The 13,240-nt window shown below is 39.1% G+C and carries 12 protein-coding genes; 5 read left to right on the top strand and 7 right to left on the bottom strand.

Annotated features, from left to right (window positions below):
• Positions 1–10 precede the first annotated feature (10 nt).
• Genes QL986_RS17160 through QL986_RS17150 form a run of 3 tightly spaced genes read right to left on the bottom strand, consistent with a single transcriptional unit; the run spans position 11 to position 3,702 of the window.
• Positions 11–1,012, bottom strand: coding sequence for a LacI family DNA-binding transcriptional regulator (locus QL986_RS17160; RefSeq protein WP_290191750.1), 1,002 nt, complete (start codon positions 1,010–1,012; stop codon positions 11–13).
• 11 nt (positions 1,013–1,023) lie between these two features.
• Positions 1,024–2,352, bottom strand: a complete 1,329-nt coding sequence (locus QL986_RS17155) for a glycoside-pentoside-hexuronide (GPH):cation symporter (protein ID WP_024601541.1) — start codon at positions 2,350–2,352, stop codon at positions 1,024–1,026.
• A 15-nt stretch (positions 2,353–2,367) separates the two neighbouring features.
• Positions 2,368–3,702 carry a GH1 family beta-glucosidase gene (locus QL986_RS17150; RefSeq protein WP_024601542.1) on the bottom strand — a complete coding sequence of 445 codons (1,335 nt, stop codon included), beginning with the start codon at positions 3,700–3,702 and terminating at the stop codon, positions 2,368–2,370.
• Between the two features lie 251 nt (positions 3,703–3,953).
• Here QL986_RS17150 and QL986_RS17145 point away from each other — a divergent pair, with 251 nt between their 5' ends.
• The 3 genes from QL986_RS17145 to QL986_RS17135 all read left to right on the top strand — a co-directional run bounded on the left by QL986_RS17145 (position 3,954) and on the right by QL986_RS17135 (position 8,615).
• Complete coding sequence (locus tag QL986_RS17145) at positions 3,954–5,219, top strand: sugar MFS transporter (RefSeq protein WP_013464191.1); 1,266 nt, start codon at positions 3,954–3,956, stop codon at positions 5,217–5,219.
• Positions 5,220–5,235: 16 nt separating this feature from the next.
• Positions 5,236–7,752: an exo 1,3/1,4-beta-D-glucan glucohydrolase gene (locus tag QL986_RS17140; protein ID WP_024601543.1), complete on the top strand. Its 2,517-nt coding sequence runs from the start codon at positions 5,236–5,238 to the stop codon at positions 7,750–7,752.
• A gap of 242 nt (positions 7,753–7,994) precedes the next feature.
• Positions 7,995–8,615 (top strand): fumarylacetoacetate hydrolase family protein, encoded by a 621-nt coding sequence (locus tag QL986_RS17135; protein WP_024601544.1) that lies wholly within the window; start codon positions 7,995–7,997, stop codon positions 8,613–8,615.
• On the opposite strand, the gene QL986_RS17130 is transcribed toward QL986_RS17135, so the two are convergent.
• The 4 genes from QL986_RS17130 to QL986_RS17120 all read right to left on the bottom strand — a co-directional run bounded on the left by QL986_RS17130 (position 8,548) and on the right by QL986_RS17120 (position 11,098).
• Positions 8,548–9,189 (bottom strand): hypothetical protein, encoded by a 642-nt coding sequence (locus QL986_RS17130; RefSeq protein ID WP_356742372.1) that lies wholly within the window; start codon positions 9,187–9,189, stop codon positions 8,548–8,550. The two genes, QL986_RS17135 and QL986_RS17130, sit on opposite strands and share 68 nt — an antisense overlap.
• Positions 9,134–9,481, bottom strand: coding sequence for a hypothetical protein (locus tag QL986_RS18890; RefSeq protein ID WP_356742369.1), 348 nt, complete (start codon positions 9,479–9,481; stop codon positions 9,134–9,136). Before QL986_RS18890 ends, QL986_RS17130 begins: the two co-directional genes overlap by 56 nt.
• 120 nt (positions 9,482–9,601) lie before the next feature.
• A complete protein-coding gene (locus QL986_RS17125; RefSeq protein ID WP_024601546.1) occupies positions 9,602–10,654 on the bottom strand; it encodes an aldo/keto reductase in 1,053 nt (350 codons plus the stop codon).
• A 12-nt stretch (positions 10,655–10,666) separates the two neighbouring features.
• On the bottom strand, positions 10,667–11,098 hold the full coding sequence (locus QL986_RS17120) for a thioesterase family protein (protein ID WP_024601547.1): 432 nt from the start codon (positions 11,096–11,098) through the stop codon (positions 10,667–10,669).
• Positions 11,099–11,414: 316 nt separating this feature from the next.
• Here QL986_RS17120 and QL986_RS17115 point away from each other — a divergent pair, with 316 nt between their 5' ends.
• Together QL986_RS17115 and QL986_RS17110 are read left to right on the top strand one after the other, a co-directional pair.
• Positions 11,415–11,591 (top strand): hypothetical protein, encoded by a 177-nt coding sequence (locus tag QL986_RS17115; RefSeq protein WP_013464196.1) that lies wholly within the window; start codon positions 11,415–11,417, stop codon positions 11,589–11,591.
• Positions 11,592–11,792: 201 nt separating this feature from the next.
• Entirely contained in the window at positions 11,793–13,025 is a 1,233-nt protein-coding gene (locus QL986_RS17110) for a site-specific integrase (RefSeq protein WP_028834337.1), read from the top strand.
• Positions 13,026–13,240 lie beyond the last annotated feature (215 nt).

Below are 13,240 nucleotides of genomic sequence, written 5' to 3'. Positions count from 1 at the left end.
TAATAATTAGCTAGGTAATATTAACGACCGATTGGCGTATGACTAATTCGGGCTGAAATAAAGTTTGAATAGGCTGTACGCTTTTTTGATATACATGGCTCAGTACCCACTGTGCAGCTACTTTTCCCATTTCATCTATTGGGTAATTAATAGTGCTTAAAGGGGGGTATACATGGCGGGTAAAGAACACGTTATCGTAGCCTATTATTGAAAGTTGTGCGGGTAGTTCAATGCCATGCTCTCTGGCACTGACCATTGCACCCGTTGCCATTTCGTCATTGGCGCACACTAAGGCAGTAATGGCGGGGTTATTTTTATAAAGAGCAGAAAATCCTTCGTAGCCGCTATCTTCTATAAAGTCACCTTCATACAAACTGTTTTCATCAAACTCAATGGCATGTTCAGCAAGTGCTTGTTTATGTCCGTTTAAACGCTCTTGAGCGTCTTTTTTCCATAAAGGGCCGCTAATGTAAGCAATGTTTTTGTGACCAGACTCAAGAATGTATTTAGTCGCTAAATAGCCCCCTTTAACATTATCAAGAATAATACAGCGATCGGCGAGCTCAGGAATATGGCGATTAAGTAAAACAAACGGCGTTTTACCTTTGCTCAGCTTTATTAAATATTCATCGCTAACCGCTTCAACATGCAAAATAAGTGCATCACAATTACGGCTAATTAAAAACTCTATGCCTTGTTGTTCCCGCTCTGCGTCACTGTGCCCTGCGGTAATAATAACGTGTTTACCTTGTTTTCTGAGGGTGTTTTCTATGCCGCTCATCATAGGGCCATAAAAAGGACCTTTTAACTCAGAAACCAATAAGCCAGCACTATTAGAGCAATTAGAGGCCAGCGATTGCGCAATAGAATTTGGGCGGTAGCCTAATTCTTCCATCGCTAAAGTCACTTTTTTTCTGGTTGCATCACTTACGTTTGCATTGTTGTTCATTACTCTTGAAACAGTGGCAAGTGATACCCCTGCAAGCTTTGACACCTCATAAATGGTGGCCATACTATTCCTTGTTACAAATTACTTTTTTGTGTTAAATCGGCGGTGATTTTTTTTATGGTTTTGTTATCTAAGTTGTATTTAGTCATTATTAAAGCCACAAGTATACTGCCAATAGCAGGGTAGAGTGTAAATGAGGTTAAAATACCGCTTTTAGTTGCTTCGCTTAATTCTACATTGGCTTGATACTGATAATACGCAAGTAACCAACCCGCTATAGCGCCGCCTAATGCGAGCCCCAATTTGATAAAAAATACCACGCTTGCATAAACCAAACCTGTGAGTCGTTGACCATTTTGCCAAACTCCGTAGTCAATAGCATCTGCCATTTTTGCCCACAATAAAGGTGTCGCCATTTGAGTGAAAAAGCACCATAAAAAATACATTAAAAAGGCGAGTAAAACTTGCTCATTAGGGACAAAAAAAGCAAAACAGCTCAATATGGCAGAAATATATTGCAGATAAATATAAGCCGTTTTTTTATCTAAGCGTTTACTTAAAGGTTGCGCACACGCACAGCCTATAATATTACCGACCATACCTAAAGTCACAAATTCGGTGATTAAATCTTCTTTTCCAAGAACATACTTTACATAGTAAATAGCTAATGTCGTGCGCAGCACCATACTGGTCAATAATATCAGTGCTGCCATACACAATATTTTAAACGGCTGATTTTGCCATAAAACGTGAAGTTGTGTTTTTAAAGATAATTTATGTGGTGGATTGATCACCCGCTCTTTGGTGTAACGAAAACAAATTAGAAATAACACTACACCAAGGCAACTCATAACCAGCATGGTGAGTTGATAGCCCAACTCGTTATTACCCTCCCCAAACCACTTTACTAAAGGTAAAGTGCAGCTCGTAACCAATAACCCCCCCAGCATGCCAAACACAAATCGATATGATTGAATAGAAACCCGTTCGTTAGGATTGCTACTGAGTACGCCGCCAAGTGCCGAATAAGGAATGTTAATTGCGGTATAAACCAACATTAGCAAGGTGTAGGTAACGAACGCGTAAATAATTTTGTTGCCGTCATCCATCGCGGGGGTAGTAAAGGTAATCACGCTTATAACAGCAAAGGGGATGGCAAGCCAAAGTAGGTACGGTCGGTAGCTACCGTATTTTGTATGAGTGGCATCGGTCAGGGCGCCCATTATTGGGTCTGTAACTGCATCAATGACTCTGACGACTAAAAAAAGGGTACCAACAACAGCAGGCGAAATACCAAAAATGTCGGTGTAAAAAAAGGTTAAAAATAGCATTACGGTTTGAAAAATAATATTACTTGCCGTGTCACCTAGGCCATAAGCTATTTTTTCTTTTTTACTCAGCATAAAAGCCACTCATTATTATTTTTGGCGCTGTTTAAGAAAATCACGATACGCAATTGCGCTTTGTTTTAAGGTGCGTTGTTGAGTTTGGTAATCAACATAGACTAGCCCAAAGCGTTTTTCATAGCCATAGGCCCATTCAAAATTATCCATTAAACTCCATGCAAAGTAGCCTTGCACATTAACGCCTTGCTCAACGGCATTATGAACGGCATTAAGGTGTGTATGGTAGTAATTGATACGATGTATGTCATCTACTTTTCCATCTATTAATACATCGGCCATCGCTGCACCGTTCTCAGTTATATATACTTTGGGTAGCGTGTAACGATCATTTAATGCAAGTAGGAGTTCACACAATCCCTGTGGGTATATTTCCCAGCCCATATCAGTGGTGGCAATATTTTCTAAAGGAGCTTCGCTAAACCAATGATCTGGCGTATTTTTGTAATGGATACGAGTATAGTAATTAACCCCTAAAAAATCGATTTTTTGGCTAATAATTGCCATGTCGCCATTTGCAACATCAGGTTTTGCATCATTTGCAAGCTCCTTAATCACTTCAGGGTAGCGGCCTTCCAGCACTGCTTGAATATACCATTGGTTATGATAGTCATCAGCTAATTTAGCAGCGCGTTCATCGTCAGGAGTAAATGGATAGGCAGGGCTAAAATTAAGCACAATACCGGCCTCTATCTTAGGGCAGTTTTTGCGTATCACTTGCATCGCAAGTCCATGGGCGAGTAATAAGTGGTGCGCCGCTTGGCGTCCTGCTTTTTGACTTTTTATGCCTGGTGCATGTACCCCTATTTCATAGCCTAGGTAGGCACTACAAAACGGTTCGTTTAAGGTCGCATAAGAATCCACTAAGCCCTCTAGTTGCTGAGTTACTATATGAGCGTAATGAGCAAATTGATACGCGGTATCGCGATTTAGCCAACCACCGTTGTCTTCTAAATGTTGTGGCAAATCCCAGTGATATAAAGTGACATAAGTTTTAATATTGCGTGCTTTAAGAGCTTGTAGTAATGACTTATAGAACGCCATGCCCTGAATGTTTAAACTTCCATCTTCGTGTAAAACGCGGGGCCAAGAAATAGAAAGTCGATAGGCATCAACGGCTAAATCGGCAATCATTTGAACGTCTTGTTGCCAATATTTTACATGCTCACAGGCGTGATTGCCGTTACTGTTATCTGCAATGGTGTTTGGTTTGCTACAAAAAGTATCCCAAATACATGGTAGGCGCGTGTTGTGGCTTCCCTCTATTTGAAAAGAGGCCGTGGCAACACCAAAAATAAACGGCGATTTTAAAAGGGCTGACGTGCCTGGCAAAGAAATTGTTTTAAACACAATGAGATACGTCCTTAAGCTTGCAATAATAATGCGCTTTACCGTAATTAGCTAAGCAATAGAAATTGTATAATACAGCAATGTAAGCGCTTACAATATTATTTGTAAATAAATTGATAAATTTTCTCTGTATGCTATAAATGTAAGCGCTTACATTTGGTGTTGCAACTATTATCTGCTTTTTAAGTTTTACTAAACGCAATTAAATAGAGGTAACAATCTGATAATTATAAATAATTAGAGATTATACTATGGCACATATCACACAGCCACTACCGGCAGCAGAAAACAGCCAAAAACCAGGGTCTACACACACCTTTGCGTTAACATCGCTTACGACCTTGTTTTTTATGTGGGGTTTTCTTACCTGCCTGAACGATATTTTAATTCCGTATTTAAAGGGAATGTTCTCCCTTAATTACACCCAAGCAATGTTGGTACAATTTTGTTTTTTTGGTGCCTACTTTGTTATGTCAATTCCTGCAGGAAAACTCGTTAGTAAAATAGGTTACCAATTTGGTATTGTTGTTGGTTTGGTTGTTGCTTCGATAGGGTGTGCATTATTTTACCCCGCTGCAGAGGCACATGTTTACGAACTATTTTTACTTGCTTTATTTGTGCTTGCTTCAGGGATCACTATTTTACAAGTCTCTGCTAACCCTTATGTAAGCGTATTAGGGCCTGCAAAAACAGCGTCTTCGCGTTTAACCATGACCCAAGCTTTTAACTCTTTAGGAACAACGGTTGCGCCATTATTTGGTAGTTGGTTGATTTTGTCTGAAATTAGTCAAGCTACAGCCGAAGAAGTTAAGTTCCCTTACTTAATGCTCAGTGCAAGTTTACTAACACTGGCTATTATTTTTGCTTTTTTGAAGTTACCTAAACTCGGTAAAGCGATTGATAGTGAAGCTGAAAATCAAGGTGACACTGAGTTTGTTGACTTAGGCAGTGTTTGGAAATATCGCCATCTTATTTTGGGCGCTATTGGTATTTTTGTTTATGTAGGTGCTGAAGTTGCGATTGGTAGCTTTTTAGTCGGCTTTTTAACCCTTGACCATATTGCAGGTTTACCAGAGCAACAAGCTGCACATTATATTAGCTATTATTTTGCAGGTGCAATGATAGGGCGATTTGCTGGCGCTGCGATTATGCAAAAATTAAATGCAGCCAAGGTGTTAGCTTGTCATGGTATTTTGGCCGGTGTGTTAGTGTTAATTGCAATGACAGGTCAAGGGTCACTCGCTATGTGGGCTATTTTATTGGTTGGTCTGTGTAACTCTATTATGTTCCCTACTATTTTTAGTTTAGCGCTTCAAGGCTTGGGTAAATACACCTCACAGGGGTCGGGTATTTTATGCTTAGCGATTGTAGGTGGAGCTATTATTCCATTACTACAAGGTATGCTGGCTGACAATATCGGTGTGCAACTAGCGCTTATACTGCCTATTGGCTGCTATTTATATATTACTTACTTCGCGCTGTTTGGTGCAAAAAAAACAACGTCAACTCGTCTTTGAGTTTTAGGTGAATGCTATGATTATTAAACGAACTTTTTCAGTCACTGCACTGATGCTAGCAGCAATAGCCAGCAGCGGTTGTTCGCAACCCTCTAACAGTGCTAGCGATGCGACAAATCAAAAAGAAATTTGGCCAACAATAGAAACCGGTATTAAAAGCGATGCTCAAATGGAGCAAAAAATCGCAGATATGCTAAAGACCATGACACTAGAGCAAAAAATAGCGCAAATGATCCAACCTGAAATTCGTCATATTACGGTTGAAGATATGCGTAAATATGGCTTTGGCTCCTATTTAAACGGCGGTGGCTCGTTTCCAAATAACAATAAACATGCAACCCCCGAAGACTGGGTTGATTTAGCTGAAAAGATGTATCAAGCGTCTATTGATGATTCCCTCGATGGCAGCACGATTCCTACAATGTGGGGCACTGATGCGGTACATGGACACAACAATGTGATTGGTGCGACTTTATTTCCGCATAATATTGGTTTAGGGGCGGCGAACAACCCTGAACTTATTGAAAAAATTGCCGCAGCAACGGCGCGTGAAGTTATGGTTACCGGTATTGACTGGGTATTTGCACCTACGGTTGCCGTAGTGCGAGATGATCGTTGGGGTCGTACTTACGAGGGGTATTCTGAAGACCCTGAAATAGTAAAAGCATATTCAGCCTCAATTGTTAAAGGCTTACAAGGCGCTGTTGATGAAGACTTTTTATCAGATACGCGGGTAGTCAGTACGGTTAAGCATTTTTTAGGTGATGGCGGTACTGTGAATGGCGATGATCAAGGTAATAATATCGCCTCTGAAGAAGAATTATTTGCGCTTCATGCTCAAGGTTATGTTGGTGGTTTGGGTGCAGGTGCACAAACGGTAATGGCCTCGTTTAATAGCTGGCATGGTGAAAAAATTCACGGCAGTAAATATTTACTGACCGATGTGCTTAAAGATAAGATGGGTTTTGATGGCTTTGTTGTCGGTGACTGGAATGGCCACGGGCAGGTTAAAGGCTGTTCTAATAGTAACTGTGCTCAAGCGGCTAATGCGGGCTTAGACGTATACATGGCACCGGATGAGTGGAAACCATTATTTAGCAACTTGGTTAACCAAGCTAATAGCGGTGAAATCCCACTCAGTAGAATTAATGATGCAGTAACGCGTATTTTACGCGTTAAAATGCGTGCAGGGTTATTTGATAAACCAAGCCCTGCGAAGCGTCCCCTGTCTGGAAAAACTGAAATTATTGGTAGTAGCGATCACCGTGCAGTGGCTAAACAGGCTGTACGCGAGTCTTTAGTATTACTTAAAAATAAGCAGCAGTTACTGCCATTATCACGTAAAATCAACGTATTAGTCGCAGGCATAGGGGCTGATAACATAGGTATGCAGTCGGGTGGTTGGAGCGTTACGTGGCAAGGTACAGGTAATAAAAACAGTGATTTTCCTGGTGGCAGCTCTATTTATGCAGGTATTAAAGATACTGTAGAGCAAGCTGGTGGCAGTGCAGCGCTGAGCGTTGAAGGGGAATATACTGCACGCCCTGATGTTGCCATTGTGGTGTTTGGTGAGCAACCATACGCAGAGGGTAATGGTGATGTTGATAACCTCGAATACCAGCGCGGTAATAAAAGCGACTTAGCGTTACTACGTAAGTTTAAAGATGCGGGAATCCCTGTTGTTTCATTATTTATAAGCGGTCGCCCTATGTGGGTTAATGCTGAGCTTAACGCCAGTGATGCGTTCGTTGCTATTTGGCTTCCAGGTAGTGAAGGCGATGCTATTAGCGATGTCTTGTTTAAAAATGCAGACGGCTCTATTAATCATGACTTTAAAGGCAAGCTATCGTTTTCCTGGCCTAATAATCCAATTGATAATGAAAACCGTAACGACGAAGCTTACAGCCCATTACTTCCTTATGGTTTTGGTTTAACTTACAACGATAGTAATGTCTTAAAAGATGACTTGGTGGAGCAAACTCAACAGACTGAAAAACTGGATGATTTAGTATTGTTTGAGCGTGCAATTAAAGCACCGTGGTCACTGGTTTTAAAAAGTGGTGAGCAACAAAAAACGGTGGCGAGCAGTCGCGAGTCATTAGGTGCGGTGAGCATCCAAACATTTGATAAAGAGGTGCAAGAAGATGCGCGCGCTATTCGTTTTAATGGCCAAGCAATGGCTGGGGTTAATTTAGCCGCTGCGTTTCCATCTGACTTACGCTCATACGTTGAGAGTAATGGCCAACTGCAAATGCAAATTAAAGTAGATAAAGCCGCGGCTAGTCCGTTATGGGTTGGTATGGGGTGTGGTGAGAGTTGTCAGGGTAAGTTTGATATTACTGATAACCTTGAGCAATCAGGTCAATGGCAAACATTAAACATCAACTTAAGTTGTTTTGCAGAGCAAGGTGTTGATTTAGCACAAGTGTTCACCCCTTGGCAGTTAAGCACGCAAGGTGATTGGCATGTATCTATTGCTAAGCTGGCTATTACAGCAAATGCTGTCGAGCAAAGTAGTGTTACTTGTAAGTAGTCAATAACCTATTAACAAACATCAATAAGCAGGTACTAAATGTACCTGCTTATTGCTTTAAAACCGCGTATACAAAAACCTACCAAATTAGTCCTTTCTTACTTTCATTCCATTCTATGTGATTGATTATATTCAGCTCAATAGTTATCATAAAAACATAATAAAACTGCATTCGCTTTTGCGTTAATTATTTGAGAGTATGCCGAAATATTAAAAGCGTTATGTAATTAACAGGTAAGAGAATGAATCAAATAAAGCTGGCTTCGCAGAACATACAGCCTTCAAAAATAGTCTGTGTGGGGCGCAATTACAGTGCGCATATTGCTGAATTAAACAACGAACACCCTGAGCAAATGGTAATTTTTAATAAGCCTAATAGCGCGATCACTAATACCTTACTCTCTTCCCATAACGGTGATACGTTGCATTATGAAACTGAATTATGCTTTGTGGTTAAAAATAAACAACTTGTGGGCGTAGGGGTTGGACTTGATTTGACTAAGCGAGCTTTGCAAAGCAGTTTAAAAGAAAAGGGCTTGCCGTGGGAACGTGCTAAAGCATTCGATGGCTCAGCATTATTTAGTGATTTTATTGAGTTAACGCCAGAAATGACATCGTTTATATTTGAATTACATATTGATGGCAAGCCGGTTCAACATGGTGATAGCCAACTTATGTTGTACCAACCTGCACAAATATTGGCTGAGGTTAGTCAGTTTATGAGCCTCGAAGAAGGCGACATTATTATGACTGGCACGCCTGCTGGCGTAGGGATGGTTAGTACTGGACGAGAGTTCAACGTTGCTCTTTATTCTGGTCAGCAGTGTTTATTGGAGCATCATTGGTCTGTGAGTCAAAGTTAAGGACATACTGAGTATAGGTTTTATTAAAGTCCTCAAAGTGTTCATTTAACCAGTATTTTTGGTTATTTTTGTATTGTTCAGAGACTAGAATGTTATTTTTTAGTGTGTGGTTAATTTTTTTAATTGCTTGTGATGCAAAGTCATTAGGGGCATTGGTGGCACAGCCAACCGCTATGGGGACTAATTTATTCTTATTTTGTGCAATTGCTAGGTTTACGATATTTGATTGATTACCTTTATTGAAGTAACTAGTTATAAATGGGTAATCAAGCGAATAATCTAAAGACCCATGCTTTAAGCGCTCCATTACAACACCGCTTTCATTATCACTACTCCAACTCATAGAAACATTGGAGTGAGTTAGTGAATTTTCAATAATATTGTTAATCTGCACAGAAAATCTGCGAGCATCAGCTTGACCGTAAGTAAAGTTCTCATCAGTAAGCAAACTAACTAAGTTTATAGGGATTCCATGTTTTGTGGTTAATTCAGGTGCTTTTGCTGCGGTAGTAATGATATTAAATGGGGGGGTAAATAGACGTAGGTATTGAATATATAAACTGTTTATTTGCACTGTGCTTATAAATAGCGCATGGGAAACAGACGTTTTTACCTTCATCTATATATTTATTAATACGCTTTTGCGGTAAAACTAAGCGAGTATGTTTAACGCCTTTAATGGTTGAGATGAGTTGCTCAGTTAAATTATCACATAAGCCGGATTGGGAATCATCAGCATCTAAATGAAATGGAGGGGTTTTACTTTGTAGCCATAAAATTTCCTCTACCGGTTTAGCTATTAGAGTGTGACTATAAAGAGAAAAAATAACTAAAGTGCTCAGGCATAAAAAACGAAGAGGCAACATAACAAATAGATCGTCCTTGAAAATTTGCTGCGCATTATACCGATAATGTTTAAAAAATAAACATAAAGAATAGCAAAGAATCAACATTATTGAATAACATTTACCCTTTGCTTAATTTCATTAGTAAGGCATTGGATTATTTCTAAATATGATATCAATCGCTGATAACACGTCATCGCTCAGTGTTAGGTCAAACGCATCAATGTCTTCCTTTAATTGCGCCATAGTAGTGGCACCAATAATAGATGATGTCACTCCATCAACTTGATTACACCAAGCCAGCGCTAATTGAGCTGGGGTGATAGCGTGTGCATGGGCAAGTTCAACATACTCTTTGGTCGCCTGTTGTGATTGTGGCGTATCACGAAAAATACCGTTACGCTGCATAAATGTCCAGCGGGAGTCTTCAGGGCGTGCTCCATTTAGGTATTTACCGGTTAATAGCCCTGCGGCCAATGGTGACCAAGGTAAATAAGCAATATCTTCATGTACACATTGTTCTATTAAATAAGGCCAATCTTTGGCATGTACTAGGCTAAACTCGTTTTGGATTGACACCATTTTTGGCAAGTTATGCTCTTTTGATAAATTTAAAAATTGGCTAATTCCCCAAGGCGTATCATCAGAAAGCCCACAATGCTTAATTTTTCCTGCTTTAACACACGCATCTAACCCCTCTAAAATATCAAGCATATCAGCGGTGTGTTGTTCTGCATCGACATCAGTAAATTTAAGCATGCCAGGCCATTGCCTTGCAAAATGAGGAGTGCAACGATTTGGCCAATGTAATTGGTATAAGTCAATATAATCTGTTTGTAAGCGCTTTAGAGACTGATCAACGGCATCAATAACAGCTTGGCGAGTAATATCACCGCCATCACGGATCCATGAAAGCCCATTACCGGCAATTTTAGTTGCAATAACAATGTCTTTTCGTTTTTGTGAATTACGTGCTATCCAATTGCCTATAATTTCTTCTGTTTTACCGTAGGTATCGGGAGAGGGAGGAACAGCATACATTTCTGCTGTATCAATAAAGTTCACACCCTGCTCAAGCGCATAGGCTATCTGTTGGTCGGCATCATGCTGAGTGTTTTGTACTCCCCAGGTCATGCTACCTAAACACACTCTTGAAACGCTAACACCACTACTGCCTAATTGACTATATTGCATTGCTAATCCTAATTATTCGGTTTGAGAGTTTGCTTTTAAAGCCGATAACAATGGCTCAGTGATCGTGGCTTTTTGGCCTGTTTTAAAGTCAAACATCACCACTTTTGACATGCCGGTGGTTGTTATCGCGTTTTGCGCATGACTAAACACACTGTAGTTCATTACAAATCGGTCAGATTTAATATCACTAATGGTAATACCTACGCTCAATGTGTCGGGAAAGGTAACGGGACGCTTATAGCGAATATTATTTTCACTGATCACAGGCCCCGTGGCTTTAGCATTAATAGTATCAAATAAATTTAATTTATTTAAAAAATCGATTCTGGCTATTTCAAAATAACGCAGGTAAACACAGTTATTAACATGCTGTAGGGCATCCATATCGCCCCATGCTACAGTGATATCGGTATGAATAGGGTGTTGTTGTTTAAACGTTTCCATGTATTTATTGCTCTTAGTTTTAAAGCATTTAGATTAGCAATATGGTCGGATGAGCTCAAGGGAATTATAACTAGGGATGGAGCTACTCTGTATTGCCCTCATGGATATAAATAAGGGACGTAAGCAGGACATGGAAGCTTTGCGCTTTTTTTATTTAAACAATTAGGCTATAAACCTCGCGCCGTGAGTAAACTGCCTCAGATTGAACAAACCTTAACCTTAAAAGAACAACAGTACTAAATAAAAACCCTTGAGTAAAAATTGTACCTCTTTAAATTCATGGCTATAGTAACTATTAACACACAAGGAGATAACTATGCAGAATATAATTAATTGGTTATTGGCATGCACCGTTTTTATAGCGTCGTTTACTTGTTACGCTATGGGTAATGAGGCTGGGGCAATTGTTTTGATTTTATTAGGCTTTTCTTTAGAAATTTTATTTTGGATGTATTGTTTTAATAAGCCAAAGAAAAGTAAACGCTCTTTTTAAGCAATAACATGCTTGCTAATTAAAAGTGATTCCACAATAATGGCTGTATAAATAAACAGTTGTTATTGTGTGATGAAAAAGTTTATTCATATAGATATGGACTGCTTTTAAACTCAGGGGTGTATTCTTGCGGTTTTAAATGTAAGTTAAATTATCTCTGCTACTCTTAAGTTATAGAGAGTAACTTAGGGTTGTTTTTAAATGCAGAGGTTTCATGATAAGAAATATAATAAGCATTGGATCTACTTAGATGATAATAATACACCTTTAATTTTACCTTGTCTTTACGCTCGATATATAACTCAGCGAGGGGTATATATTGAGCTCAAAGTAAAAAAAGATAGAATTACTAATCAAATCATCCACTTTTTTGAGGAAGTAGAAACTTCTTTCGACGGGCAGTATGTTCGTTGTAATCAGCTTGGCCTTTTCTTAGATTGGGTTTGTATGCAATCTCTATCAGGCTCTCAAATGTCCTTAACTAACCATACTGCTTTGCCTAGTGATGTTATTAATGGATATATAAATAACTACCTTATTAAAACTCAAGGTAAGAGTGAAGCTGCTGTTTCTAAAGCTGTTTACTCCTTGAAAAGTTACTTCAATTGGTTAAGTTATTTCTTTGATAATAAATATAAAAATATTTTTGTGTTTTCATCTCACCGAACACTATCAAGAGCCAATAACAAACAATGCTTGCTTGTTAAATACCTTCTACCTGCAACTAGAGAGCTATTATACCGCAGAGCAGGGACACTACTCGAAGAAATTATACTGCGAACTGGCGGTGACTTAGGTTGTCGGACTAAAGAAAATCAAGGCTTTTTACTAAAAGATTTTACTGCAAACCAGAAAAAACACAGTGGTCTATTGAGCTTATTCTCTGAATTAGAAAAAAAAGCCGATAAACATGAATTTGAATACCATCTCTCTTCTCTATATACCAAATATGGACGTTCAAGGACTCTTTATATACCAAGGTTTTTACTAGAGAAAATGCAACGCTACTATTCTACTGAAAGACCAATTACCAACTCCAATAATCTATTTGTATCTAACGCCAATAATTACTCAAAGGGATGCGTTTTATCCTCTGAATATGGTTCTAGGACATTTCATAAAGTTTTACTTAAAGTTATCAACAGTATAGATGAAAATCCAGAATTATATACAGGTTGCCAGATCCTCGAAAGAGGGGCTGTTTACCATCACTTGCGACACTCGTTTGGGACGGATGTATTTTACGAGCTGTGCAGGAATAGTGGCAAAAATTTTGAGTCAATCACCACTGAGTCTGCAACTTACATTGAGACAGCTAGGCGTATGGGCCATAAGGTAGATGGCTATAGTTCGAATCAAACAACCAAATTATATATACATTCTTGCGGTTATAAAGAGCGTTTACTAAAACTGGTTGTTAATGGAGAACAATAAGATGGAAGATTCAGAGAAAAAAGTTCGGAAACCAAAAAGCTCTGATTATTATGAGCAACTTCTTCAATCGGAGTTTAATCATAAAGAGTGATCTGCTTTAATCAAACAGGACACTTTAATAATGGAATATAATCCAATTATTGAGGTGTTAAATGACAAAACGAACAAACAGAAGTTACACAGCAGAATTTAAACAAGAAGCTGTGGCATTGGTA

The sequence above is a fragment of the Pseudoalteromonas sp. APC 3250 genome (assembly GCF_030407915.1).
GTDB lineage: Bacteria > Pseudomonadota > Gammaproteobacteria > Enterobacterales > Alteromonadaceae > Pseudoalteromonas > Pseudoalteromonas tetraodonis.
This window is presented reverse-complemented; position numbering and strand designations above follow the sequence as displayed.